The 26,006-nt window shown below is 64.7% G+C and carries 23 protein-coding genes; 15 read left to right on the forward strand and 8 right to left on the reverse strand.

Annotated features, from left to right (window positions below):
- On the forward strand, positions 1-1,368 hold a 1,368-nt coding region (locus tag AC630_RS16310), incomplete at its 5' end, for an HAD-IC family P-type ATPase (protein ID WP_143198081.1).
- A gap of 155 nt (positions 1,369-1,523) precedes the next feature.
- The gene (locus AC630_RS16315) at positions 1,524-2,456 is read left to right on the forward strand and encodes a DMT family transporter (protein WP_074119529.1); all 933 of its coding nucleotides are present in this window, start codon (positions 1,524-1,526) and stop codon (positions 2,454-2,456) included.
- On the opposite strand, the gene AC630_RS16320 is transcribed toward AC630_RS16315, so the two are convergent.
- Entirely contained in the window at positions 2,395-3,156 is a 762-nt protein-coding gene (locus AC630_RS16320) for a hypothetical protein (RefSeq protein ID WP_074119530.1), read from the reverse strand. The genes AC630_RS16315 and AC630_RS16320 overlap by 62 nt on opposite strands.
- Positions 3,157-3,479: 323 nt before the next feature.
- Positions 3,480-3,869 (reverse strand): DUF1330 domain-containing protein, encoded by a 390-nt coding sequence (locus tag AC630_RS16325; RefSeq protein ID WP_143198084.1) that lies wholly within the window; start codon positions 3,867-3,869, stop codon positions 3,480-3,482.
- Between the two features lie 105 nt (positions 3,870-3,974).
- On the opposite strand from AC630_RS16325, the gene AC630_RS16330 reads away from it, so the two are divergent.
- Both AC630_RS16330 and AC630_RS16335 read left to right on the forward strand, forming a co-directional pair.
- Positions 3,975-4,910 (forward strand): DMT family transporter, encoded by a 936-nt coding sequence (locus tag AC630_RS16330; RefSeq protein WP_074119532.1) that lies wholly within the window; start codon positions 3,975-3,977, stop codon positions 4,908-4,910.
- 211 nt (positions 4,911-5,121) lie between these two features.
- Positions 5,122-6,099: a Bug family tripartite tricarboxylate transporter substrate binding protein gene (locus AC630_RS16335; protein WP_074119533.1), complete on the forward strand. Its 978-nt coding sequence runs from the start codon at positions 5,122-5,124 to the stop codon at positions 6,097-6,099.
- A gap of 254 nt (positions 6,100-6,353) precedes the next feature.
- Here AC630_RS16335 and AC630_RS16340 read toward each other — a convergent pair whose 3' ends face one another.
- A complete protein-coding gene (locus AC630_RS16340; protein ID WP_074119534.1) occupies positions 6,354-8,039 on the reverse strand; it encodes a methyl-accepting chemotaxis protein in 1,686 nt (561 codons plus the stop codon).
- A 263-nt stretch (positions 8,040-8,302) separates the two neighbouring features.
- Between AC630_RS16340 and AC630_RS16345 the strand changes: the two genes are divergently transcribed.
- The 6 genes from AC630_RS16345 (at position 8,303) to AC630_RS16370 (ending at position 15,413) form a co-directional block, all read left to right on the forward strand.
- Positions 8,303-9,346 (forward strand): C-terminal binding protein, encoded by a 1,044-nt coding sequence (locus tag AC630_RS16345; protein ID WP_074119535.1) that lies wholly within the window; start codon positions 8,303-8,305, stop codon positions 9,344-9,346.
- 88 nt (positions 9,347-9,434) lie between these two features.
- Positions 9,435-10,778: an ABC transporter substrate-binding protein gene (locus AC630_RS16350; protein ID WP_074119536.1), complete on the forward strand. Its 1,344-nt coding sequence runs from the start codon at positions 9,435-9,437 to the stop codon at positions 10,776-10,778.
- Between the two features lie 155 nt (positions 10,779-10,933).
- Entirely contained in the window at positions 10,934-11,890 is a 957-nt protein-coding gene (locus AC630_RS16355; RefSeq protein ID WP_074119537.1) for a carbohydrate ABC transporter permease, read from the forward strand.
- Positions 11,883-12,779, forward strand: coding sequence for a carbohydrate ABC transporter permease (locus AC630_RS16360; protein ID WP_074119538.1), 897 nt, complete (start codon positions 11,883-11,885; stop codon positions 12,777-12,779). The genes AC630_RS16355 and AC630_RS16360 overlap by 8 nt, the downstream gene beginning before the upstream one ends.
- A gap of 132 nt (positions 12,780-12,911) precedes the next feature.
- Entirely contained in the window at positions 12,912-13,880 is a 969-nt protein-coding gene (locus AC630_RS16365; RefSeq protein ID WP_074119539.1) for an MBL fold metallo-hydrolase, read from the forward strand.
- A 177-nt stretch (positions 13,881-14,057) separates the two neighbouring features.
- The gene (locus AC630_RS16370; protein ID WP_074119540.1) at positions 14,058-15,413 is read left to right on the forward strand and encodes an esterase-like activity of phytase family protein; all 1,356 of its coding nucleotides are present in this window, start codon (positions 14,058-14,060) and stop codon (positions 15,411-15,413) included.
- Positions 15,414-15,499: 86 nt separating this feature from the next.
- On the opposite strand, the gene AC630_RS16375 is transcribed toward AC630_RS16370, so the two are convergent.
- Positions 15,500-17,173, reverse strand: coding sequence for a mucoidy inhibitor MuiA family protein (locus tag AC630_RS16375; protein WP_074119541.1), 1,674 nt, complete (start codon positions 17,171-17,173; stop codon positions 15,500-15,502).
- A 198-nt stretch (positions 17,174-17,371) separates the two neighbouring features.
- Complete coding sequence (locus AC630_RS16380) at positions 17,372-17,992, reverse strand: response regulator transcription factor (RefSeq protein ID WP_074119542.1); 621 nt, start codon at positions 17,990-17,992, stop codon at positions 17,372-17,374.
- A 203-nt stretch (positions 17,993-18,195) separates the two neighbouring features.
- Here AC630_RS16380 and AC630_RS16385 point away from each other — a divergent pair, with 203 nt between their 5' ends.
- A complete protein-coding gene (locus tag AC630_RS16385) occupies positions 18,196-19,233 on the forward strand; it encodes an AraC family transcriptional regulator (RefSeq protein WP_074119543.1) in 1,038 nt (345 codons plus the stop codon).
- Here AC630_RS16385 and AC630_RS16390 read toward each other — a convergent pair.
- Positions 19,230-20,441, reverse strand: a complete 1,212-nt coding sequence (locus tag AC630_RS16390) for an NnrS family protein (RefSeq protein ID WP_074119544.1) — start codon at positions 20,439-20,441, stop codon at positions 19,230-19,232. The two genes, AC630_RS16385 and AC630_RS16390, sit on opposite strands and share 4 nt — an antisense overlap.
- A 128-nt stretch (positions 20,442-20,569) precedes the next feature.
- Here AC630_RS16390 and AC630_RS16395 point away from each other — a divergent pair, with 128 nt between their 5' ends.
- On the forward strand, positions 20,570-21,280 hold the full coding sequence (locus AC630_RS16395; RefSeq protein ID WP_074119545.1) for a Crp/Fnr family transcriptional regulator: 711 nt from the start codon (positions 20,570-20,572) through the stop codon (positions 21,278-21,280).
- Positions 21,281-21,398: 118 nt separating this feature from the next.
- On the opposite strand, the gene AC630_RS16400 is transcribed toward AC630_RS16395, so the two are convergent.
- Positions 21,399-21,596: a DUF1858 domain-containing protein gene (locus AC630_RS16400; RefSeq protein ID WP_074119546.1), complete on the reverse strand. Its 198-nt coding sequence runs from the start codon at positions 21,594-21,596 to the stop codon at positions 21,399-21,401.
- A gap of 255 nt (positions 21,597-21,851) precedes the next feature.
- The gene (gene hemN / locus AC630_RS16405; RefSeq protein ID WP_074119547.1) at positions 21,852-23,204 is read right to left on the reverse strand and encodes an oxygen-independent coproporphyrinogen III oxidase; all 1,353 of its coding nucleotides are present in this window, start codon (positions 23,202-23,204) and stop codon (positions 21,852-21,854) included.
- A gap of 159 nt (positions 23,205-23,363) precedes the next feature.
- On the opposite strand from hemN, the gene AC630_RS16410 reads away from it, so the two are divergent.
- The 3 genes from AC630_RS16410 (at position 23,364) to AC630_RS16420 (ending at position 25,839) form a co-directional block, all read left to right on the forward strand.
- Positions 23,364-23,570: a hypothetical protein gene (locus AC630_RS16410; RefSeq protein ID WP_074119548.1), complete on the forward strand. Its 207-nt coding sequence runs from the start codon at positions 23,364-23,366 to the stop codon at positions 23,568-23,570.
- A 240-nt stretch (positions 23,571-23,810) separates the two neighbouring features.
- Complete coding sequence (nirK, locus tag AC630_RS16415; RefSeq protein WP_074119557.1) at positions 23,811-24,908, forward strand: copper-containing nitrite reductase; 1,098 nt, start codon at positions 23,811-23,813, stop codon at positions 24,906-24,908.
- A 52-nt stretch (positions 24,909-24,960) separates the two neighbouring features.
- A complete protein-coding gene (locus AC630_RS16420; RefSeq protein ID WP_074119558.1) occupies positions 24,961-25,839 on the forward strand; it encodes an SUMF1/EgtB/PvdO family nonheme iron enzyme in 879 nt (292 codons plus the stop codon).
- The last annotated feature ends 167 nt before the right edge of the window (positions 25,840-26,006 follow it).

A 26,006-nucleotide genomic window follows, 5' to 3' on the forward strand; every position in this document is an offset into this window, starting at 1 on the left:
GCGGGCCGGCCGGACGCCGCCCAAGGCTGGACGCTGGCCGGGCGGCAGGCGTTCGACTTCTCGCGCCGGCTGGGATCCGTGCTCGCGACCGGCCCCGAAGGCACGCGGCTGATCGTCAAGGGTGCGCCGGAAGCCGTCCTCGAATTGTGCACGATGGACGAGAGCGCGCGCGCCGCGGCGATGGCGCGCGTGCATGCGCTCGCCAGCGAAGGCCTGCGCACCGTGGCCATTGCCTCGCGGGTGTGGCGCGGACCGCTGCGCGAGGTCGAGACGGACGACGAGACCGATCTCGCCTTCGAAGGCTTTTGCGCCTTCGCCGATCCGGCGAAGCCGACGGCCGCAGCCACAATCGCCCGGCTCGCGGCGAGCGGCGTGAGACTGAAGATCCTCTCGGGCGACGATCCCGTGGTGGTAAAGCGGCTCGCGGGCCTGGTCGGGCTCAACGCCGAGCGCGTGCTGTCGGGGGCCGACATTGCCGAGCTAAGCGACGAGGCGCTCGCCGTGCAGGTCCGCTCCGCCGATGCGTTCGGCCGGCTCGCGCCGGACCAGAAATCGCGCATCGTGAAGGCGCTTCAAGCGGGCGGCGAGGTGGTCGGCTTCCTCGGCGACGGCATCAATGACGCACCGGCCTTGAAAGTGGCCGATGTCGGGCTGTCAGTCGACGGCGCGACCGGCGTGGCGCAAGCCGCCGCCGACATGTTCCTGTTGGCCTCTGATCTCGAAGTCGTCGCCGACGGCGTCGAGGAAGGCCGGCGCACCTTCGCGAACATCCTCAAATACGTCCGCATGGGCGCGAGCTCTAACTTCGGCAACATGCTGTCGATGGCGGCCGCCTCGATCGCGCTGCCGTTCCTGCCGATGTTGCCGACGCAGATCCTGCTCAACAATCTGCTCTACGATCTCTCCGAGCTCGGCATCCCCTTCGACCGCGTCTCGGCCCAGGCGACGGCGCAGCCGCAGGTGTGGAGCATGTCGCGGCTGGTGCGCTTTGCCGCGATCATGGGACCGCTATCGTCGGTGTTCGACTTCCTGACCTTCGGCGCGCTGCTGTACCTGTTCAAGGCCTCGCCGGACGAATTCCGCACTGCCTGGTTCGTCGAATCGATGGCGACGCAGATCCTCGTGATCTTCATCATCCGCACCAACGGGCGGCCCTGGCGCAATTGGCCCGATCCCGCGCTCGCGGCCTCCTCGCTGATCGCCCTGCTCGTCGCGATGGTCCTGCCGTTCACCCCGCTTGGGACCTGGTTCGGCTTCGTCGCGCCACCGCCGATCATGATGGCCGGCATCGGGCTTCTCGTCGTCGTCTATCTCGCCTGCTCCGAGCTGCTGAAGCCGCTTGCGATGCGTACCGGGCGCAAGGGTTGAGGTTCCCACCGTATCGCCCGCGCATGGACGCGATGCGCCTCGCCCATTGATATCGGGCATATTTCCGTGTCTTTGGGCAGGCCGGGCTATCAGCCGGCCCGGATCTCACCGGGCCGGGGTCTCGGCGCACTCGACGCGGGGCCACAACAATCACAATGTCCGCCACCGGCCAGACCACGGGCGCCGAATCATCCGGCCATAGCTGGATCGCCAACCAGCCTTATGTGATGCTCAGCATCACCGCGCTGTGCTGGGCCGGCAATGCCATTGTCGGGCGGCTAGCCGCCGGCCACATCCCGCCGGTCACGCTCTCGATCCTGCGTTGGACCTTCGCCTTCCTGCTGGTGCTGCCGTTCGCCTGGAAACATCTCGCACAGGATTGGCCCGCGATCCGCGGCAAGCTCGGCCTGATGATCCTGCTCTCGATCACCGGCATCGGCGCCTTCAACACGCTGCAATATTGGGCGCTGGAGCATACGCAGGCGCTCAACACGCTGCTGTTGCAGTCGGCTGCGCCGCTGGTCGTGGCGCTTTGGTCGCTGGTCATCCTCGGCGTCCGGCTCACCGCGGCGCAGGCGTTCGGCGTGCTGCTGTCGATGTGCGGCGTGCTGACGATCCTGCTGCATGGCGATTTCACCACGCTGTCGAACATCGAGTTCAACAAGGGCGACCTGATCTTCATCGTCGCGCTTGTTATCTTCGCGCTCTATTCGGTGCTGACGCTGAAGCGCCCGCCGATGCACGGCCTGTCGTTCCTCGCCTTCACTTTCGGCGCCGGCGCTGTCTGCCTCATCCCGCTGGAGATCTGGGAGCTGTCCGCCCGCCCCGTAATGAAGCTCGACGGGCCGAACCTGCTCACCCTGTTCTACGTCGCCGTTTTCCCCTCAACGCTCGCGTATCTCTGCTTCAATCGCGGCGTGCGCCTGATCGGCGCCAACCGCGCCGCACCGTTCTTCCACATCGTGCCGGTGTTCGGCTCGATCATGGCGATGGCGTTTCTGGGCGAACACCCCCAGGCCTTCCACTTCATCGGCTTCGCGCTGGTGCTGTCGGGCGTGTTCGTGGCGTCAAGGAAGCAGGCGACTTAAACGGGCATTCGTCTGCGGGAGCAAAGGCGTCGCGCAGACGTGCTAGATCGAGCCGTCGTCCTTCACGACCGGAGGCTTCTTCGCGACGGGGGGGCGTCTGCTCAGGCTGTGTCTGCGCGGGCGGTGTGACGTCGTAGGGCTGCGTCGCTGTGCTCGGCGCACCATACGGCTGCGTCGGCTTGGACGCCTGCGGCGCGCCGTAGGGCTGCGTGGCTGGCTTGCCGAACGTGGCGATGCACCGGAGCATCACCAGCGAGATCGCGCCACTGCCGCCGAGATTGACCGCCCAAGGGGCTTCGTTGCCGTTCTGGAAGCGCATGGACATGCTTCTGGCCGCCGCGAAACGCTTGATGAACGGGATCGCATCGTCTGACCTGATCTTCCACTCGACAAGGCTCGCCGTTTCCTTCCCGGAATAGCCCGTGGCCTCGACCTCGTAGGTCGGCGCACCATCGACGTCGATGACGATCGGCACCTTGACGCCGTCCGGCAGGTTCCAGCTCGTCTTGAAAATCTGCACCAGCAGCCCTGGCTGTCCGACGACGAACTTGATGTGCATCGCCGCTTGGCCGTGCGACATCGTGCCGTGAGACTCCATGCCGCAGATTTGGCTCTTCTCGGCGTAGTACGCCTTCCAGTACCCGGAGACCTTCAGGTCCACCGCGTTGGCTTGCCCGCTCAAGGCCAGCAGCCCAGCCATCGCTGCTGTCAATTTCCCCAGCCTCATCCTGCCTCTCACCGTGAACGCGCTGTTTGGCCGCTGGTAAGTCCGAGGCCTCCCCTCGACGACGCTACGTCGCGTCGGCTCTTTCGTCAACGCGCGCCCCTCATGCGATCAGGCCCTCGAACTTGTTCGGCCCTTGCGGCGGTATCGGATAGGCACAGACGCGAGATCGGCGACAGGCCGAAATGCGCCGCCGAGACGCAAGGCGGCGTTCGCTGCTTGGCGCTACGACTAGGCAAGCTGCAAATTCTCCCCTTGTGGCAGCGAGAAAGGCACCACGCCGCGCGACAGATAACGCGCTACTTCGTCTTGAACTTGCTGTACGCCTCGCTCGTCGCGATGATCACATGCTCGGCGCAGCCGTTGACGCGATGCGGATCGGCCTGTGTCTCGTAAGCCTCCGACGTCATCATGTCGAGGAAGGCCGCGACCGTAGGATAGTAGACCAGCGCTACGAAATCCCAGTCATTGCCATCGTGCGGACCGAGCGCGACCGCCTTGGCCTCGCCGGTCCAGAGCAGCGTGCCGCCGCGTGCCCTGATCATGGGCACCGTGATCGCGCTGTAGCGGAGATAAGCGTCCCAGCCGGAGCCGTCGCCGTCGCGCGAGCGCGCGCGGAAGCGCATCAGGTTCAGCATCACCACCGGTGCGTTCGGATCGAGTTGCTCCAGGCCCTCGATGTTCAACATATTAACCGCCAACAGCGCCTCCTCGGGTCATGCCTGCATTGTAGCATTGCGGCGGCGTGACTTGTGTCACGACTGGAATCCGGCGCAAGGTCGTAGGTGACGCCAATGACGATCGCTTCGCCCGCGCCACCAGCCTCGAATCCGGCCAGTTGGCTCAATAACCAGCCTTATCTGCTGTTGAGCCTGAGCTCGCTGTTCTGGGCCGGCAACATCGTGCTCGCGCGCCATGTCGGCGCGCATGTGCCGCCGCTGACGGTGACCACGATCCGCTGGTTCGGCGTGTTCCTGATCCTGCTGCCGTTCTCCTGGCCGCATCTGAAGCGCGACTGGCCGGCGCTGCGCAAGAGCCTGCCGCTGATGCTGTTCCTGTCGCTGGTGGGCTTTGCCTTCAACAACGCGATCTCGTACTGGGCCATGCAATACACGGAGGCGCTGAACGCGTTGCTGATCCAGTCGGCCGGACCGCTGTTCGTGGCGTTGTGGTCGCTGGTGCTGTTCGGCGTGCGCCTGACCGGCGCGCAGCTCGCCGGCATCGCGATCTCACTCGCGGGCGTGCTGATCATCATCCTGCGGGGCGATCTCGCCGCGCTCGCAAGCATCAGCTTCAACAGGGGCGACATCATGTTCGCCTCCTCTCTGGTGGCGTTCGGAATCTACTCGGCCTTCATCCCGCGCCGGCCGAAGGTTCATCAGCTCTCCTTTCTCTCCTTCACCACCTGCTGCGGCGCGATGATGCTGCTGCCCATGGCGGCCTGGGAGGCCTGGAGCGGCAGCGTCCTGCAATTCGACACGGTGACGCTGGCGACGCTCGGCTACATCCTGATCTTCCCCTCGACGCTGGCCTATCTCTTCTTCAATCGCGGCGTGGCGCTGATCGGGCCGAATCGCGCCGCACCGTTCTTCCATCTGGTCCCGGTGTTCGGTTCGGCGATGGCGATCGTGCTGCTCGGCGAAAAGCTCCAGCCGTTTCACCTGATCGGTTACGCGCTGGTGCTCGCCGGCGTCGTGATTGCCTCGCGGCAGGGTTCTGCGGTGAAGTAGGCTTTCGTGTCCCGGACGCGATGCAGCGCGCAAGCGGTGCATCGCAGAGCCGGGACCCAGATTTCTCGCGGCATGGGCCCCGGCTCTGCAGCGCACCGCTGAAGAAGCGCTGCGCTGCGTCCGGGGCACGAGATCGAGCGAAGACGCGCCTTTCTCTTAATCCTCCGAGCAGCTAGGTTCCCCACCAACGAAAAAGAGGGAACGTCCAAACATGTTGTCAGCGTTGATTCGAAACCTGCGCGCAATCGGTACTGCCGCGCTCTGCCTCGCCGCCGCGTCCACTGCTCAGGCCGACACTTGGCCCAGCCGCAACATCACGCTGGTGCTGCCGTTCGCGGCCGGCAGTGGCACCGACACCACGACGCGACTGATCTCCCAGCATCTGTCGCAGGCGCTCGGCGTCGGCATCGTGATCGAGAACAAGGCGGGCGCTAACGGCATGATCGCCGCGACTTATGTCGCGCGCGCCGCACCCGACGGCTACACGCTGCTGGTGACGACAAACACCACGCATTCGGCCAATCCCTATCTGCTCAAGAGCCTGACCTACGATCCGGTCAAGGATTTTACCCCCGTCGCGCGCACCGGCGACCTGCCCTTCATGCTGGTCATTCATCCCGAGGTGCCGGCCAAGACCGTCGGCGAGCTCGTCGCCTATGGCAAAGCCAATCCGGGCAAGCTGAGCTACGCCTCGGGCTCGTCCTCGGCGATCGTGTCGGGCGCGACCTTTGGGCACAATGCCGGGCTCGACCTCCTGCACGTACCGTACAAGAGCTCACCGCCGGCGCTCAACGACGTCATGGGCGGACGCGTCTCGATGATGTTCGTGGACATCCTGACCGGCCTGCCGCACGTCAACGGCAATGCGCTGCGCGCGCTCGCGGTCACCACCAAGGACCGCTCGCCGCTGGTGCCGAACCTGCCCTCGATGCAGGAGGCCGGCGTGCCGGACTTCGACATCTCGTCGTGGCAGGGCTATTTCGGGCCGGCCGGCATGCCGAAGGAGATCGTGGCGCGGCTCAACGCCGAGATCAGGAAGATCGTCGAGAAGCCGGAGATCAAGGCCCAGCTCGCCACGCTCGGCATGGACGCCTTCTCCGGCACACCGGAGGAGCTCGGTACGTTTGTGAACGAGCAACTCGTGCTCTGGGAAAAGCTGATCAAGAACGCGGGGATCGAGAAGCAGTAGGGACAGTCTCGTGTCCCGGACGCGGCGCGGCATGAAATGATGCTACGCAGAGACGGGACCCAGATTGCCGCGGAGATATGGGCCCCGGCTCTGCAGCGCACCGCTGAAGAAGCGCTGCGCTGCGTCCGGGGCACGAGATCGTAGGGTGGGCTAAGCGGAGCGTGCCCACCGACACGTCACAGCGAACTCAAAAAAGAAAAGGTGGGCACGGCGCTCGCGCGCCTTTGCCCACCCTACGAATTCAGAGCGAAAACCTACGCCGCACGCACCTTGGCGAGGAAACCGTCGACGGCGCTGCGCAGCGCGCCGGACTGGTTGTCCAGCTCGCGGGCGTTGGTGAGCACGTCGGTGGCCGCGCTGCCGGTCGCTTCCGCGGCCGAGGTGACGCTGCCGATATGGGCGTTGATCTCGCTCGAGCCGGCGGCGACCGACTGGATGTTGCGGGCGATCTCGCGGGTGGCCTCTCCCTGCTGCTCGATCGAGGCGGAGATGCCGGCGGTGATCTCGCTCATCTCGGCGATCGTCTGGGTAATGCCGGAGATGGCCGCGACCGCGTCGCTGGTCGAGGTCTGCATCGCCGCCACCTGGGCGGAGATTTCCTCGGTCGCCTTCGCAGTCTGGTTGGCGAGCGCCTTGACCTCGGAGGCGACGACAGCGAATCCGCGACCGGATTCGCCGGCGCGCGCAGCTTCAATGGTGGCGTTGAGCGCAAGCAGGTTGGTTTGCGCCGCAATCGAATGGATCAGCTTGACCACCTCGCCGATCTTCTCGGCGCCGGAGGAGAGCACCTGAACGGTGGCGTTGGTGCGCTCGGCATCGTTGACGGCCTTGCTCGCGACCTCGGTCGAGCGCGTGACCTGGCGGGAGATCTCCGCAACCGAGCTCGACAGCTCTTCGGCGGCGGCGGCAACCGTGCCGACATTGCCAGAGGCCTTTTGCGAGGCTGCGCCGACCGTCGCCGCGCGCGACGAGGCGTCGCTGGCGGTTGCGGTCATGGATTGCGCCGTGCTCTGCATGCCGGCCGCGGCCGAGGAGACCGAGCGGACGATGCCGTTGACACTGCGTTCGAAGTCGTTGGCGATGCCCTCCATGGCGCTGCGACGTTCGGCCGCGGCGCGCTCCTTGGCTTCCGCATCGGTCTTCTCGAGGTCACGGATACGAACCGCGTTGTCCTTGAAGATCTGGACGGTGGAAGCCATCGCACCGACCTCATCGCCACGGCCGACGCCGGGGATGTCACCCTCGAGCTTGCCGTCGGCGAGCTCCTTCATGCGCGTGCCGAGCAGCGCGAGCGGACGGCTGATGCTGCGGCCGAGCATCCAGGCGACGCTGCCGGCGACGATGACGATACCGAGCATGGCCAGGCCGAGGAGCCAGTAGACCGGTCCCATCTTGGCGTCGATATCGTCGAGATAGGCACCCGTGCCGAGATACATGTCGAAGCCGGGGACGGCCACGGCGTAGCTGATCTTGCGGATCAGCTCGTCCTGGCCCGGCTTCGCATACTCATAGTACAGCAGGATCGAGCCGTTGGCCTTTGCGCCGTTCATCAATTCCCAGGACAGCTTGCGGCCGTTGGTCACGACCTCCATGCGGTTGGTGCCGATCTGCTTCGGATCGGGCGCGAGCTGGGTGATGCCGTCATAAGATGAGCCGAACAGGTAGCCCGCGCCGTTGTCGTAGGTCATCGCGTTGCCGTAGCGGCGAAGGTCGGCCAGGGCGGCGTCCTTCGTCAGCTCCCCGGCATCGACGCGCTTCGTCAGGGCGGCGGCGTAGTTGCGCCCCATCTCGACGATCGACTTGGCCTGGTCGATGCGCGCATTCACCATCTCGCGCTTCATGAGATAGCCGGCGAGAACACCAGAGATGCACAGGCCGAACAAGGTGACGCCGACAAGGATGCCAAGCTTGGGGGCGATCTTCAGATTGCTCAACTTCACGGGATGGCTCCGACAATAACGGGATACAGGCACGCAAGCGAATCGATACAAATTGAATCAACTTCTAGTGCGAGACCCCTTATCAACCTGTTACGGGCCGCTCCGTAGAAGCCCGGAGAGCAGGCGGAAAAACCGGCAGGAGGCGTCGCATCCGACAACCGGGAATTGTACGCGATCGCATCGATTTCGCGTAAAAGACGCAAAGGCCCGCCCATAAGGGCTGGGTCACAACAAGAACCGACAGACCAAATCGGGAGCAGGAAATGCCGAAATACAGGGTGGTGACGCCGAAGGGCGCGAGCTTCACGGTCGCGGGCAGCGACTATTCCTATGAGCGCGAGGCGCTCGATCCGATCGACGCCGAGATCATCGAGGCGCCGGCCGACGAGGCCGGGTTCATCGCCGCCGCAAAGTCCGCCGACGCCATCTATGCCAAGGGCATCCCGATCACCAAGTCGATCATCGACGCGCTGGAGAACTGCAAGGTGATCACGCTCGGCTCGGTCGGCGTGGACAGCGTCGACGTGAAGGCCGCGACCGCCCGCGGCATTCCCGTCACCAACATCCCCGACACCTTCATCGAGGAGGTTGCCGACCACGCCATGATGCTGCTGCTCGCCGGCTTCCGCCGCCTGGTCGAGCAGGACAAGATGGTGCGCAGCGGACGCTGGGCGGAGGGCCGGCCGGCGCTGTCGAAGATTCCGCGGCTGATGGGCCAGACACTCGGCTTCATCTCGTTCGGCCGCGTCGCGCGTGCGGTTGCGAAGCGCGCCGCGCCCTTCGGCCTGCGCATGATGGCTTACGATCCCTTCATCCAGGAGACCCTGATGTACGACCACGGCGTCATCCCGGCGACGCTGAACGAGGTGCTGTCGCAATCGGACTTCGTCTCGATGCACGCGCCGGCCCGGCCCGAGGTGCATCACATGCTGACCGAGAAGCACTTCCGGCAGATGAAGAAGGGCTCGGTCTTCATCAATACGGGCCGCGGCGCCACGGTGGACGAGGAGAGTCTGATCAAGGCGCTGCAGGAGGGTTGGATCGCGCATGCCGCCCTCGACGTGCTGGAGAAGGAACCGCCCTCGCACAACAATCCCATCCTTGGCATGGAGAACGTGACCCTGACCGCCCATGTCGCCTCGGCCTCGGCACGGTTCGACGAAGCGCGCAAGCGCCGCGTGGGCTACGAATTGTCACTGGTGCTTCAGGGCATGTGGCCGGTAAGCTGTGTCAATCCGTCGGTGCTGCAGAACACCGCGCTCCGCCGCTGGCAGCCTGTCAGCATGGATCGCGGCCCGAACAGCTAGGCGGTCGGCGCGAAAAACGCGCTGGAAACCGGAACGGCCCTTCACCGGCGATCAACGCCGGGAAGGGAGACATCATAGGGAGGAACTGATGAGGAACGACATCACACGTCGTGATGCCTTGGCGCTGGGCCTGTCCGCTGCGGCAGTCGCAGCAACCGGTGCTCCGGCGAACGCCGAATCCGCGATCAAGGCCGCGGACGTCCCCGCCCCGAAACTGCCGATCGAGAAAGGCGCAACCCTGCGCATGCTGCGGCCGGTACGCTTCGTCCAGGCCGACGAAGACGTGTTCCGCGCCAATGCGGCCAAGTTCACCAAGGAGACCGGCGTCGAGGTCAAGGTCGATTTCGTCGGCTGGGAGGACATCAACCAGCAGACCGCGGTGACCGCCAATTCCGGCGCCGGCCCCGACATCATCATCGGCTTCTCCGATGCTCCGCACATCTATGTCGACAAGCTGATCGAGCTGACCGACGTGGCCGACTATGTCGGCAAGCGTTATGGCGGCTGGCTGCCGCTCGCGCAGCGCTACGGCAAGAAGAACAAGAGCGACACCTGGATCGGACTGCCGTTCGGCGCCACCGCAGGTCCCCTGATCTACCGCAAATCGATCCTGCAATCGGTCGGCTTCGACAAGGCGCCGGAAGACCACGCCGGTTTCCTCGACCTGTGCCAGAAGCTTCACAAGGCCGGCAAGCCGGCCGGCTTCGCGCTCGGCAACGCCAAGGGCGACGGCAACGGCTTCGCGAGCTGGGCGCTGTGGTCGCACAATGCGGCCCTGCTCGATGAAGAAGGCAACGTCACCATCAACAGCAAGGAGACGATCGCCGCGCTGAACTGGGTCAAGCAGCTCTACCCGACCTTCATCCCCGGCACGACGGCGTGGAATGACGTCAGCAACAACCGCGCCTACGCCTCGCAGGAGATCGCGCTGACCGCCAACGGCGTCTCGCTCTACTTCTCGCTGAAGAACGATCCGGCAACCAAGGCGATCGCCGACGACAGCGAGCATCAGTTGCTGCCGAAGGGCCTGGCCAAGGTCTCTCCGATGGCGGGCCTTACGCTGAACGCCATGGTGTTCAAGCACAGCCAGTCCCCCAACGCCGCAAAGGCCTTCCTGCAATACATGCTGGAAAAGGACCAGTACGAGCCGTGGCTCAACGCCAACTCCGGCTACTGGGCCCAGCCGCTGGCCGCCTATGCGGAGGCCGCCGTGTGGTCGCAAGACCCCAAGGTGAAGCTGTTCAAGGACACGATGAACAGCACCTATTATGACGGCTATGCGGGCCCGATCTCGACGGCGACCGGTGCCGTCAGCGCCGACTACGTGCTGATCCAGATGTTCGCATCCGTTGCGACCGGCGCGGCCACGCCGGAGGCCGCGGCTGCAGAAGCCGAACAGCGCTGCAAGCGGTACTTCCGACGGCAGAAGTAGCGTCCGTCCTTGCGAGCGAAGCGAAGCAATCCAGTCTGTCTCCGCGATTGGAGCCTGGATTGCTTCGTCGCACCAGTGCAAAATTGCTTCGCAATTTTGTCACGGGCTCCTCGCAATGACGATGTGGTGACTCTCACAGACGGGACAACGCCCTGATGTCCGTGACGACACTCTCCTCCCTTGCCCTGGCGCAGCGGCAGCCGTCCTGGCTGGTCCGCCTGTTCGACTACAAGCCGTTCCTGATCGTGATGTGCCTCGCGCCCGCGATCGGGCTGCTCGCGGTGTTCCTGACCTATCCGCTCGGCCTTGGCATCTGGCTGGCCTTCACCGACACCACGATCGGCCGAAGCGGCGTCTTCGTAGGCTTCGAGAATTTCCAGTACCTGCTCACCGATCCCCTGTGGTGGAACGCGGTGTTCTACAGCGTGGTCTACACGGCGATCGCGACCTTCGGAAAATTTGCGCTTGGCTTCTGGCTCGCGCTGCTGCTGAACAACCATTTTCCGTTCAAGAGCCTGCTGCGCGCCATCGTGCTGCTGCCCTGGATCGTGCCGACAGTGCTCTCGGCGCTGGCGTTCTGGTGGATCTACGATCCGCAGTTCTCGATCATCTCCTATTTGCTGGTCGACGTGCTGCATTGGCGCGAGACTAATATCGACTTCCTCGGCTCGCCCTGGCCGGCGCGCTTCTCGCTGATCGCCGCCAACATCTGGCGCGGCATTCCCTTTGTCGCGATCTCGCTGCTGGCGGGCCTGCAGACCATATCGCCCTCGCTCTACGAGGCCGCGATGCTCGACGGTGCCAGCGCCTGGCAGCGCTTCCGCTACATCACCTTCCCGATGATGATGCCGATCCTCGCCATCGTCATGACCTTCTCGATCATCTTCACCTTCACCGACTTCCAGCTCGTCTACGCCATCACCCGCGGCGGCCCCGGGAACTCGACCCACCTGCTCGCCACGCTCGCCTTCCAGCGTGGCATCGCCGGTGGTGAGCTCGGCGAAGGTGCCGCGATCGCGGTGTCGATGATCCCGTTCCTGGTGTTCGCGACGGTGTTCTCCTATTTCGGCCTGGCGCGCCGCAAATGGCAGCAGGGAGAGAGCAATGACTGATTCCGTCGCGCAAGCCTCCGCCGTCGCGAAGACGGCGCCCGACACCATGGCCTGGGATTCCGGGCTGCGGCGGCTGATGATGATCTACCTGCCGCTCGCCTGCTTCGTGATCATCCTGCTGTTTCCGTTCTACTGGATGGCGATCACGTCGTTCAAGCCGAACGCGGAGCTGATGAACTTCAAGGAGCACAATCCGTTCTGGATCTCCTCGCCGACGCTGGCGCACGTCAAGCACCTGCTGTTCGACACCGCCTATCCGCGCTGGCTGTGGACGACGATGCTGGTGGCGATCGGCTCGACGACGCTGTCGCTGCTCGCCAGCACGCTCGCCGCCTACGCCATCGAGCGCCTGCGCTTCCGCGGCAGCCCCTATGTCGGCCTCGGCATTTATCTTGCCTATCTGGTGCCGCCCTCGATCCTGTTCATTCCGCTCGCCACCGTCGTGGTGCAATTCGGCCTGTTCGACAGCCCGATGGCGCTGATCCTGGTTTATCCGACCTTCCTGGTGCCGTTCTGCACCTGGCTACTGATCGGCTATTTCAAGTCGATCCCCTACGAGCTCGAGGAATGCGCGCTGGTCGACGGCGCGACGCGACTGCAGATCCTGCGGCGGATCACGCTGCCGCTCGCAGTGCCCGGGCTGATCTCGGCCGGCATCTTCTCCTTCACGCTGTCCTGGAACGAGTTCATCTACGCGCTCGCCTTCATCCAGAGCGGCGCCAACAAGACCGTGCCGGTCGCGATCCTGACCGAGCTCGTCACCGGTGACGTCTATCAATGGGGCGCCCTGATGGCGGGATCGCTGCTCGGCTCGCTGCCGGTTGCGATCTTCTACTCGCTGTTCGTGGATTACTACGTGTCCTCACTGACCGGGGCGGTCAAGGAGTAACCGGCTACTGCGCGCGATCGCATCCGATCGTGCAATCCTGATAGACCGCGTACGTCTTTAGTCCCACCCTGCCGCGCTGACGGCGGGTCGATCATCGGCGCCGCCGACAATCCCCCGGAAAGCGAGGATTGCATGGGATCGCTAAAACCTCCCTCGTTGTCCCGACGCGGTTTTTGCGTGTGTTGCATCGGCGGCACGTTCACTGCCGCGACCGGTTGGCTTACCCCCAGGCAGGCGTTTGCAGAGGCGCGCGGCCTCGTCAGCCTGATCAAGGACAGCGCGGCAACGTCTCCCATCACGACCCACAAGCTGCGCAACAATGTCAGTATCCTCGAAGGATCCGGAGGCAACATTGCCGTCCTCACGGGACCTGACGGCAAGCTTCTGGTCGACGCCGGAATCGGCGTCTCGCGCCCCCGGCTGAGCAAGGCGATCGCCGAGCTCGGCAGCGAGCCGGTCGCGCATCTGATCAATACGCACTGGCACTTCGACCATGCCGACGGCAATGAATGGCTGCACGCGGCAGGCGCGCAGATCATTGCACACGAAAACACCCGCAAGCATCTTTCCGGCATTCAGCGGGTCGAAGACTGGGACTACAATTTCCTTGCCTCTCCCGCCGACGCTATCCCCGCTGAGGTCTTCGCTGGGGAACATAGCCTAAAGCTCAACGGCGAATCGATCGCCCTGAAATATTACGGGCCAGCGCACACCGATGGCGACGTTTCCGTTACGTTTACTGAGGCCAACATCCTTCATGCGGGCGATACCTACTGGAACGGCATTTATCCGTTTATCGACTATTCGACCGGCGGCAGCATCGACGGCATGATCTCGGCGTCCGACGCCAATCTGGCGGCGAGCAAAAGCGACACCATCATCATTCCCGGTCACGGCAGGCCCGTCAGCAACAAGGCCGAGCTACAGGAATTTCGCGACATGCTGGTCGCTATCCGGGACAATGTCGGCAACCTCAAGAAACAGGGGAAAACGCGCGACGAAGTCGTTGCCGCCAAGCCCACTGCCGCGTTCGACGCGAAATGGGGGCAGTTCGTCATCGATCCCGGTTTCTTCACCAGATTGGTCTATGAGGGCGTGTAAGGCTGCCGCAGTGTCGCAACGTGGCTGTGATCTTTCTGTTCGTCGCGGCTGATGACGACGTGTCCTCATTGACCGGCGCGGTGAAGAATAACCTAGCTGCCGCGGCGTTTGGCCCGGTTTCACAAAACTGCAATCTGCAGACAGCATAAGGCGTGCGTCCGCTAACAGGAGACGCACATGCGCGCGACTTTTCTTGCCTCCGTCGCAACGATCATTCTCACCGCGAGCACGGCGCTCGCGCAGAACGAAGGCGAATTCCCGGCCAAGCTCGCCGGCCACGTGGTGATGCCGGCCGCCACCTTCATCGACGCGCCGGCCGACGCGCCCGCCGATCTCAAGACCTCAGGCAAGTACACCACCGGCAAGCGCGTCGACGCGCTCGGCACCGTGATGGGCAAGTCCTATGAGCGCCCGACCGGCGTCGCGCTGCCGTTCAAGGGCCAGCCGCTGCAGGGCCATTCCGGCATCAAGACCATGCCCGACGGCACCTTCTGGGTGATCACCGACAACGGCATGGGCGCGCGCGCCAACTCGATGGACTCGATGCTGTACCTGAACCGCTACAAGATGGACTGGGCCAGCGGCAAGATCGAGCGGCAGGAGACCATCTTCCTGCACGACCCCGACAAGAAAGTGCCGTTCCGCATCGTGCACGAGGACACGCAGAAGCGCTACCTCACCGGCGCCGACTTCGACACCGAAGGCTTCCAGATCATCGGCGACAATTTCTGGATCGGCGACGAGTTCGGACCCTATATCCTGAAGGCCGACAAGACCGGCAAGATCCTCGGCGTGTTCGAGACGGTTGCCGACGGCAAGCCGGTGCGCTCGCCCGATCATTGGGCGGTTGCGACCCCCGGCGCCCCGGGCGCGACCTATACCAACGTCAACCTCCGCCGCTCCAAGGGCTATGAGGGCTTTGCGGCGTCCAAGGACGGCAAGTTCCTCTACGGCCTGCTCGAGGGTCCGCTGTGGGATGCCGACAAGAAGGACTGGGAGAGGGTCGACGGCAAGGAAGCCTCGCGCATCCTCGAATTCGACGTCGCGGCGGAGAAGTTCACCGGCCGCTACTGGCAGTATGTGTTCGAGCAGAACGGCAACGCCATCGGCGACTTCAACATGATCGACCCGACCAGCGGCCTCATCATCGAGCGCGACAACGGCGAAGGCACCGCCGACAAGGCCTGTCCGCAAGGCACCCGCGGCGAGAACTGCTTTCCTGATCTCGCCAAGTTCAAGCGCATCTACAAGATCGAGCTCTCGGACGCCAATGTCGGCAAGCCCGTGCGCAAGATCGGCTACATCGACCTGTTGAAGATTAGGGATCCCGACAAGAAGGCGCGCAAACCGCTGAATGACGGCGTCTACACCTTCCCGTTCTTCACCATCGAGAATGTCGATTGCGTCGATGACACCCACATCATCGTCGGCAATGACAACAACCTGCCGTTCTCGTCCAGCCGCGATCCCAACAAGGCCGACGACGACGAGTTCATGCTGCTCGAAGTCGCCGACTTCCTGAAGGCGAAGTGAGACCGGGCGCTCTCTCCTCTCCCTCTCCCCGTTCTTGCGGGGAGAGGTAAGACGGGACCGCGGTTCGATTCGAACGCACCATATTTCTAGCCAGCCGGCACGATCACCATGCTCTTGTCCTTCGGCCAGCGGATGCGCCAGGCGAAGTTGATGTCCCTGACATCGCCGGGCTTGGCGTCGAACGTCCATTCCAGCACGCCGCGCCGGTCGCGGATGTTGCTCGCGGTCGGCGGTGTGGACGAGGTCAGCATCTCGACGACGATGTCCTCGTTCTCGCTGACCGGCAACTGATCCTCGATCGCGACCTTGATCGGGAAGTCGTGACCGTTGCGGAAGGTGGTCTTGAACGCGCGCTCGTCGGTCTTCGACGTCGTGACCAGGAGGCCGGCGGAGCCCTCGTTGCGCTTGAGCACCGCGCGCTCGATCTTGATCTTGTCGTCGGCACCGAAACCAAGCCGCACGATGTCGTCCTTGGCCGAGGCAGCGATCTTGCCGCGGCCGACAAAGACGCCGTCGCGGTAGATCGCGACCTTGCCCGGCAGCAGAGTCGCATCATCGGTCTGCTTGAAGCTGGCTTCGAGGAAGGCAGTCGGATCCATCACCGGTGCGGCACGGACCGCGAGATCGGCGGGCACGCTCATGGACGCGATGCGCAGGCTCTTGGCGCCCTCGGCAGCGCCGAGGCTGACGCGGCCGGGAATCCTGAACGTGGCCTGGAAGTCGCCGATCTCGGCGACCGCCTGCTGCTCATCGGCACGCTCGCGCGGCTCGGCCGCCTCCGTGGATTTTGCCGCATACTGCATCTGACGCGGCGCTGGCGCGGACCGCACCAGATCCGAGGCCGCGCCGAGCGCCATCGGCTTCGGCACTTGCGGATATTGCGCGACCAGCGAGTTCAGCTCCGGCGCGCTGCCGCCGCGGCCGATGCGAACCGTGGAGACGCCGAGCGTGACGTTGGACCAGTCCTCGCCGGTCGATTGCGTGACCTCGGCGCGGCGGACCAGTTCGACTTGCGGCTTGCGGTCCTTGGCGCCGGTGTCGAGCCGGGCGTCATAGAGCGGCACCCAACGCGCATTGCGCACGGCATAGGTCACCCGCAGCGTCGCCTTGGTCGCGGCTGCCGAGGCGACGTCGATCCTCACCTCGAGCTTGCTCGGCGGCTTGGCGGAGCGCTCCGCTTCGAGCTGCGCGATCTGGCGATCGATCTCGCGCTGTTTTCGCGTGGCGTCGCGGATCGCAGTGTCGGCGGTCGCGATCTCCTCGGCGACCGCGGCAAAGGCCGCGCGCCATTCGGTGATCGGCCGCGCCTCGCCCTTGTCGCCGAGACCGGCGGGAGAAGCTTCGGCAAAGTGCTGCGCGAATTTGCGCCGGGCGTTGGCTGCGTCGATCGCGCCTTGCAGATCGGCACGCTGATCCCTGAGCGCTTCGATGCGCTTGTCGAGCTCGGGCAGGTTGACGGGCAGCGCCGCGCGCGGCGGCCGCGCGTCGATCGTGCCGATGGTGAGCTTGGCCCCCGCCTCGCCTTCAACGCGCAGCGAGGACGGATCGAGCGAGAGCGGAAAGTCCTTGGCGACCAGCGTGCTGTCGCCGGAAGCGAGGTCCAGCGCGATGATTCGGGTAACCGTGGCGCCGTCAGGGTAAACTGTGACGGTGTCGATCGCCGAAGTTGCGTCCACGTCGGCGGCCCATGACGGCAACGCCGCCGCACTGGCCAGCATAACCAGGCTCGTCGTTGCCAAACATTTTGCGGTGATGCGCATAGTTCCTCCTGCCAGTATCGCCGCGCCGCCAGCCGGACGCGCGAAAAATGCCTCGCCATCGTGTTGAGACGCGGCAGGGAAGGAACCGGTTCGATTGGGGTTTCCGTGGGGCGCCGCTGCGGCGACACCATGGCCGTGGAACACAACGTCGTCCCGCGGCCGAGTTAGGCCTCCGAAGTCGAGCCCAGAAGTAGAGCTTCAGATTAGCGTGGGCGAAACCTGGCCAAAGATGCGGCGGAGCAGATCGGTCACGTTGCGGGCACCGGCCTTCTTCAGGATGCCGGCGCGATAGCCCTCGATCGTCCGCGCGCTCAGATGCATGCGCCGGGCGATCTCCTTGTTGGTGAGGCCGGCTGCGAGGTGCTCGAGCACGTCGCCCTCACGCGCGGTCAGGGCTTCGCAGCCGGGCAGCCAGCGCTGCCGGCACGAGGCGGGCTGCGCGGACTCGTCGATGGCGGCATCGATCCGGCCGACGACGTCGTGGCTACGGAACGGCTTCTCAATGAAATCGGCCGCGCCGCTCTTGATCGCATCGACGGCCATGGCGATGCTGCCGTTCGCCGACGTCACAAGGACCGGCGCCATGCAGTTTTCCTCGCGCAAGCGCCTGAGCACGTCGAGCCCGGAGCGATCCGTCGGCATCTCCAGCAGCACGCAGGCCGGCATCCGTGCCTTCGCTTCCGACAACAACGATGCGCCGTCTGCAAAGCAGATCACGTCATAGGCGCTTTGTTGGAGCGCGGTCGAAAGTTGTTCGCGGGAGGCGGCGTCGGTGTCGATGACGAATACCTCGCCCTTGGAAAGCGTGTTCCCCGGCATAATCCAGATCCAGCAATGTATGCTCAAATGATCCGAGACGGCCGCGGGGCCCACCGCCCTGCTGCGCCGTCATGAGCACTGCATTCGCGCCGGTGCTTCGGTCTCCCCTATGTATGTCGCACCGAGTTCCCAGATTTGACGGATCGGGACAGAAACTTTACATTTCGGGACATCCGCGGGAATGGCAGGCAGAAGCGGTTCGCATGGCCGACCTCATTCGCAGCGCAAGCTTGAGCTATTACCCGGAGGTCGCCCGGTCGGTCGGGCTCGACCCCAAACAGATGATGCGCAAGGTCAGGCTGCCACTGGCCTGCCTCGACGAGCCCGATACGCCCATTGCCGTCACAAGCATGCGTCGCCTGCTCGAATTGTCGGCAAAGTCTTCGGGTGCCGAAGATTTTGGCTTGCGCCTCGCCGAGCGCGGCGGACTCACCAATTTTGGAACGGTCGGCCTGATCGTGCGCGAACAGGCGACCGTCGGCGAGGCGATCGAAGCTTTCTCGCGCTTCATCCATGTCCATCACGACGGCATGCGGCTAGACGTCGCCCGCAACAAGCAGACCGTAACCATCACGGTGCATCTGCGCGGCAGTCAGCCGACCGCGCCACGCCAGTCGATCGACATGGTGCTCGGCAGCGTCCACCGCATCATCCAGTCGTTGTTCGGCAGCGATTGGCGGCCGCTGGAGGTTCACCTGCGCTATCCGCCGCCGCACGACCGCAAGCGCTGTCGCGCGTTCTTCGGCTGCCGCGTGACCTTCAATGCCGATGACGACGCGATCCTGTTGTCGGCACACGACATGGAGCGCCGGATCCCGAGCGCCCATCCGCTGGTCGCGAGCTATCTGCGCAAGCGCATCGAGGCGATCGAAACGCGGCCGTCAAGCTGGGAGGAGAAGGTCGACGAGATCGTCCGCATCCTGCTCGCAAACGGCGACTGCACGGTCGAGCGCGTGGCCGAGTACTTCGCGTGCACCCGCCGCACCATCCACCGTCATCTGGCCGAGGCCGGTACCAGCTTCTCGGCCATTCTCGACGCGCAGCGCGCCGATCTCGCGATCCAGTTGATCGACGATCCTGGCCGGCCGCTGGCCGGCATCGCCGCGCAGCTCGGATTCTCCGCGCAGAGCGCGATGGCCCGTTGGTTCCGCGGCCGCTTCGGCTGCACCATCACCGAATGGCGCCGGGGCATGCGGCCCCAGGCCAGGCCGGCCAAGGTGCCCGCGGCGACCGCGGCTTAGCGTGTCGCGGCGGGCACCCCCATGATGGCCAATGCGCGCCGGCGGCTACCGGCGAGCAGCGGTCCGAACGCGATGGCAAAGCCAAGGAAAGCGACGACCCAGCCGCAGGCCGCAATGTGCAGCAGCGCATCACTATGCGCAGGCAGCACGACAGCTGCAACCCGCGCCAGCGCAGCGACGATGATCGCGACGTAGATGCCTTGCGTCGCGGGCGAGGCGGTCAGCGCCTGTCCGGTATGACCGAGGCTCGCACGTGTCATCACCGCGAGCGTCATGGTTCCGGCCGCGCCCGCCATCCAGGCATGAATGCCCGCGCTCGGCGGCAACGCGCCGAAGACGGCCGCGGCATGCAGCAGGAAGCCGAGCGGCACGAAGGCGTAGCCGACATGCAGGATCAGGAGCAGCCGCTCTCGCGAGGTGCGGTCGCCGGCCCAGCGCGCAAGCCGCACCAGGTGCAGGACACCGACAAGCGCCGTCACCACGCCGGTGATGGTGTTCAGCGGCGCCGCGATCCATGAGATGAGCGCGATCGCGCTGCATCCGATCACCGCGCCGTCAAAGCGCCCGAACGGCACCGGCAGGCGGCCGGGATTGAACTTGACCAGCCAGTTGCGGGTGAAGCTCGGGATGATGCGGCCGCCGATCAGCGCAATCAGCAGCACGACCACGCCGATGCCGACGCGGATGCTGACATCAGCCGCGCCCTCGAAATGCGCTTCGAGATGAAAGGCGACGTTGCCCGCCAGCAGCACGAGCATCAGGACCACCACGGGCAGGTTGCGCCAATTGCCGCCCGCGATGATCTCGCGCGTCGCGGCGGCGACGACCAGGGTCAGGAAGGCAGCATCGACGACAAGCGCAAACGTCCACCCGATATCCGCCGACAGCGTCACGGCAATGCGCCCGGCCAGCCAGACCACCAGCAGCGCCCCCAGCGAGGTGCCCTGGATCGGCAGCCGCCCGGTCCAGTTCGGGATCGCCGTGAACAGGAACCCCGTGATCACCGCCGGCAGGAAGCCATAAAGCATTTCGTGGACGTGCCAGTCGCGCGGCGCGAAGGCGGAACTCACCGACAATTCGCCATAGAACATCGGCAGCCAGGCCAGAATCGACAGCCCCGCCTGGATCGCAGCCAACAGGAAAAAGGGCCGAAAGCTGTTCGCAAACAGCGGCCAGCCCTGAAAGTTACGGGATCGGGCGCCAGCCATGGGGCAACTCCTGTGAATTCGGACCGTTGTCTGGAAAAATACTGCCGCCCGGCCGGCCCGTTTTGCGCTATCGCAAACTATCGGACGATTGCAGGTGCCATCACACTCCCGAGCGCCAAGGAGGCAGAATGGCCAAGGTCGACACATCGCTGGTTGCGCGTTTGCCGCTGTTTGGGGGTGTCAAGCCGGAGGACCTCGACGAGATCCTGCGCGAGGCCCGCTCGGCGCGCTATCCCAAGAACAGTGCCATTTTCGAGCAGGGCGCGGACGCGCAATCCTTCTTCCTGCTGCTGCACGGCCACGTCCGCGCGGCCAAGACCACGCCGACCGGCGAGCAGATCGTGGTGCGCTATGTCGCCCCCGGCGAGACGTTCGGACTCGCGATGGCGATCGGAGCCGCGCATTATCCGGCGACTGCGATGGCGGTCGATGACAGCGTCGTGCTGATCTGGCCGACCTCGGCCTGGCCACGGCTGATCGAGCGGTTTCCGGCCCTTGCCGCCAACACACTTCAGACCGTCGGCACGCGGCTACAGGAGAGCCACACCCGCATCCTCGAGATATCGACCCAGCAGGTCGAGCAGCGCGTCGCGCATGCGCTGCTGCGGCTCGCCAAACAGTCCGGCAAGAAACTCGATCGTGGCATCGAGATCGACTTCCCGATCAGCCGCCAGGACATCGCCCAGATGACCGGAACCACGTTGCACACCGTCAGCCGCATCCTCAGCGGCTGGGAACAGCAGGGCCTCGTCGAGAGTGGCCGCCAGCGCATCATCCTGCGCGATCCACACAGGATCGTCGTGCTGGCAGAGCGGACGGTGGACAGCGGCCCGGCGTGAGATCGGCTTGCGGCGTTACTTCTGTCCGTGACATAGGGGTGAGGGACGCTTCCGCTTGCGGCGAAAGCTCGCCCTCACCCGGGACTCCGCGCGCGCCCCGCGCGGACTCCAACCCGCCTCACGCCGGCACGCATTCGCACAGCGCGGCGAGGAATTTATCGCGGTCGATGCCATGCTCGCGGCAGGCGTCTTCCACCGTGTGGAAGGTTGCGATCGGACAGCCGACGCAGGCCATCCTGAAGGCAAGGAACACGCGGATCGTGTGCGGCGCCGTACGCATGATGTCATCGACCAGATCGTCGGATCGGAAAGGCATGGGCAACTCCCTTCCGAAATGACGATAGCCGAGCGGGGCGCGATCTCTTTGTTGAAGCGCAAGCTGGGGCAAAGTCGTCATTCCGGGGCACGCCACCGAACTCGGGTTTACCCGAGTTCGGCAGACTTGAAGATCCAAGTCGGCAATAGCCGACTTGGATGGCGTGACCCCGGAATCCATCGCGCTGCGGATGACGTGGAGCAATGGATTCCGGGCTCGCGCTGCGCGCGCCCCGGAATGACGGGAGGAGAGACCTCACACCGCCCGGCTGTGCAACTGCTTCGCCGTATCGAGATGCGCATCGAAGGCGGCGGCGACGCTACGCACCAGGAAGCGCGAGTCGTTCGCGACCGCGAGGCGGTCGCCGTCCAGTCTCACGACACCGTCCGAGATCAGCGGCTTCAGGCGCGACGCCGACTTCAGCATCGCCTCCGCCTCTGCGCCATGGCGCGCGCAGATGTCGCCGAGATCGGCGCTGAATTCGCACATGATGCGCTCGATGATGTCGGCGCGCAGGCGGTCGTCGTCGGTGAGGCCATAACCCTTCGCGATAGCGAGACGGCCGGCGGCGATGCTCTGCGAATAGGGGGCGATCTGCACCTCGTTCTGGACATAGCCTTGCGGCAGACGGCCGATTGCGCTTGCGCCGAAGCCGAGCAGGACCTCGCCTCTGTCGATGGTATAGCCCTGGAAATTACGCCGCAGTGTCCGATCCTCGAAGGCCACCGCCATGGCATCGTCGGGACGCGCGAAATGGTCGAGCCCGATCTGCACGTAGCCGGCCTCCTTCAACGCATTGGCGATCGCACAGGCCTGGTCGTGACGCGCAAGGCCGTCGGGCAGATGGTTTTCGTCGATCATGCGCTGGTGCTTCTTGAAGGTCGGCACATGCGCGTAGCCGAACACCGAGAAGCGGGCCGGCGCGAGCTCAAGCGAACGCCGCACGGTATCAAGGCACGAAGCGACGGTCTGGTGCGGCAGCCCGTAGATCAGGTCGAAATTGATCCCCTTGATGTCGGCGCGCTGGAGCATATCGACCACGGAAGCAGTCTGTTCGAAGCTCTGCACGCGATTGATCGCTCGCTGCACGACGGGATCGAAACTCTGCACCCCGAGGCTCGCGCGATTGACGCCGGAGAGCCGCATCGCCTCGACCATGTCGGCGGTCAATGTTCGCGGATCGATCTCGACCGCGATCTCGGCCGACGGCAGCACGAAGAACGCGTGACGCATCGCTGCCATCAACTCGGCAAAGGCCTCCGGCGCCATGATCGTCGGCGTGCCGCCGCCGAAATGGATGTGCTCCACCTTGATGCGGCGGCCGATGGTTTCGGCGACCTGCGCGATCTCGCTGCGCAGAGTGCGCTGATAGGCCGCGATCAGCCCGTCGCGGCGGACGATCTGGGTATGGCAGCCACAATACCAGCACATCTCACGGCAAAACGGCACGTGCAGATAAAGTGACGCGCTGGCTCCCGAGGGAAGCTCGGCCAGCCATCGGGCGTAAGTGTCGGCGCCGATCGCCGGCGAGAAGTGCGGCGCGGTCGGATAGCTCGTGTAGCGCGGCAGGCGTTCTTCGCCATAGCTCGCTGCGAGATCAGTCCTCATGTCCTACCCATTCGTAAATCGATGCCGCGCAGGGCCGCGGCAAATCCCGGATGGCATTGGATTACCCGTTTTCGGACCGGCGACCTTGCGCTTGCTCAAAGTCTGAGCGCCGGATTGGGCCCACGGTCACGTTTAGTCATTGCCCCCTGGAGATAGGCCATGGCGTCGTTCGCGCTCGATCTCGTTCTCTGGCTTTCCGGCGTTCGCGGCCATATCCCGCGCCTTGACGATTTTCGTCCCGTCCCTGCCGCGCCCACCGCTGGCATCGGTTATATCGTGCGCGCCCTGGCGATCATGGCCACCGTGTTTGCCGCGCTGTCGCTTGCGATCTGGGGCACGGTCTGGATTGCGATCCAGCTGCTCTAGTTGACGCATCCATTCATTTACAATTCAACGCAGCTGAACATGCGAACGATTTGCCGCTGTTGCGACTGACGTCGCACGACGTGCGGTGATGTCGTTCGCACCGCCGAATCTTCGGCAAATCTCTTAAGGATTTTACCGGAGGCGAATCCGGCAAAAGCTTGTCGCAGCGCAAACACTCTTGCCGAGATCGGCGCACACTGCATCCGTCATCAAAACCCTTTCACATGAAGGATGCTTCCGATGTTCACCCGCAGAGCCGCATTGATCAGCGCCGCCGCGACCGCCCTGATGCTGGCGACACCCGCTTTCGCTGCCAACGATCTCAAGCTGCCGCGGCAGAAGGTCGAGCTGGTCGCCCCACCCTTCGTGCACGCGCATGAGCAGGCCACGACGCAGGCCCCAAAGATCATGGAGTTCACGCTCACCATTGAAGAGAAGAAGGTCGTCATCGACGACAAGGGCACCACCTTCCAGGCCATGACCTTCAACGGCTCGATGCCGGGCCCGCTGATGGTCGTGCATGAAGGCGACTATGTCGAAGTGACGCTGGTCAATCCCGCGACCAACACCATGCCACACAATATCGACTTCCACTCCGCGACCGGCGCGCTCGGCGGCGCCGAGCTCACGCTGGTCAATCCCGGCGAGCAGGTCGTGCTGCGCTGGAAGGCAACGCGGACCGGCGTGTTCGTCTATCACTGCGCGCCGGGCGGCCCGATGATCCCCTGGCATGTCGTCTCCGGCATGAACGGCGCCGTGATGGTGCTGCCGCGCGACGGCCTCAACGACGGCAAGGGCCACGCACTGAAGTACGACAAGGTCTACTATGTCGGCGAGCAGGACATGTATGTGCCGCGCGACGAGAAGGGCAACTTCAAGTCCTACGATTCGCCGGGCGAAGCCTTCACCGAGACCGAAGAGGTGATGAAGAAGCTGATCCCCACCCACGTCGTGTTCAACGGCAAGGTCGGCGCGCTCACCGGCAAGAACGCGTTGACGGCCAAGGTCGGCGAGAACGTGCTGATCGTGCATTCGCAGGCCAATCGCGACAGCCGTCCGCATCTGATCGGCGGCCATGGCGACTATGTCTGGGAGACCGGCAAGTTCTCCAACGCGCCTGAGACGGGACTCGAGACCTGGTTCGTCCGCGGCGGCTCGGCAGGAGCTGCGATGTACAAGTTCCTGCAGCCCGGCATCTACGCCTATGTCACGCATAACCTGATCGAGGCCGCAGATCTCGGCGCCACCGCGCACTTCAAGGTCGAAGGCAAGTGGAACGACGATCTGATGACCCAGGTGAAAGCGCCTGCGGAGGTACCGGCTCCCGCCACCAACTAGGCGCGACAAGGGGCCGGCCACCACCGGCCCCTTCTTCTTTTGGGGAATGACCATGTTGATCGCATTCAAACTGAAACTGGCACTGGCCTGCGCTGCCGGGCTCGCAGGACCGATTGCCGTCGCACCACTGGTCTCGGACATGGCGGTCCAAGGCACCGCGACCGAGCCGGCCATCGTCAAGATCGCGCCGGGCAATCTGTCCTATCGCGAGGCCGGCGACTTCACGCGTGCCGGGCAGCAAGCCGAAGCGCCGCTGCGCGCGATGCGTTTCAATCGGCCACTCCACATCATGCGTGAGCAGGTCTCCTCGGCCGACTACCAGCTTTGCGTACAGGACGGAGCTTGCCGCGCGCTCGATCGCGGCGTCGCGGTCGCGCTCGATCGCCCCGTCGTGCAGGTCAGCTGGCACGATGCGGAAGCCTATGCAGGCTGGCTGTCGCGCAAGACCGGCCAGCACTACCGCCTGCCGAGCGACGCGGAATGGGCCTTTGCGGCCGGCTCCAGATTCAGGGATGACGGCGCGTCGGTGGACGCAGACGATCCTGCAAAGCGCTGGATCAGCCGCTATGAGCGTGAATCCGAACGCGACCTCTCCGACACGACGGCCTATCCGTTCGGCAAGTTCGGCCCGAACGAGCACGGCGTTTCCGATCTCGCCGGCAATGTCTGGGAGTGGACCTCGACCTGCTTCGTTCGTTCACGCGTCGACGAAGCCGGCAATGCCGGCCGTCCGACGGTGAATTGCGGCGTGCGCGTCGCCGAAGGCGCGCACCGCGCCTATGTCACCGACTTCATCCGCGACGCCCGCGCCGGCGGCTGTGCGCAGGGCGTGCCGCCCGCCAATCTCGGCTTCCGCCTGGTGCGCGAGGAGCCGTCATGGGTCGCAAGTGTGTCTGTGCGGTGGGGAAAAGTGTGGGCGGCGAGGTCGTAATGCCTCGGCACGTTGGCGTGTCAATCGCAAGAGCGACGGCGACGCCATCCTTCGTCATTGCGAGCGCAGCGAAGCAATCCAGAATCTTTCCGCAGAGACAGCCTGGATTGCTTCGTCGCAAGGGCTCCTCGCAATGACGAGATTGAGGCGCGCTCCGCCTTTCAACC

Origin of the sequence: Bradyrhizobium sp. AS23.2, assembly GCF_001908185.1 — a bacterium.
Taxonomy (GTDB): Bacteria; Pseudomonadota; Alphaproteobacteria; order Rhizobiales; family Xanthobacteraceae; genus Bradyrhizobium.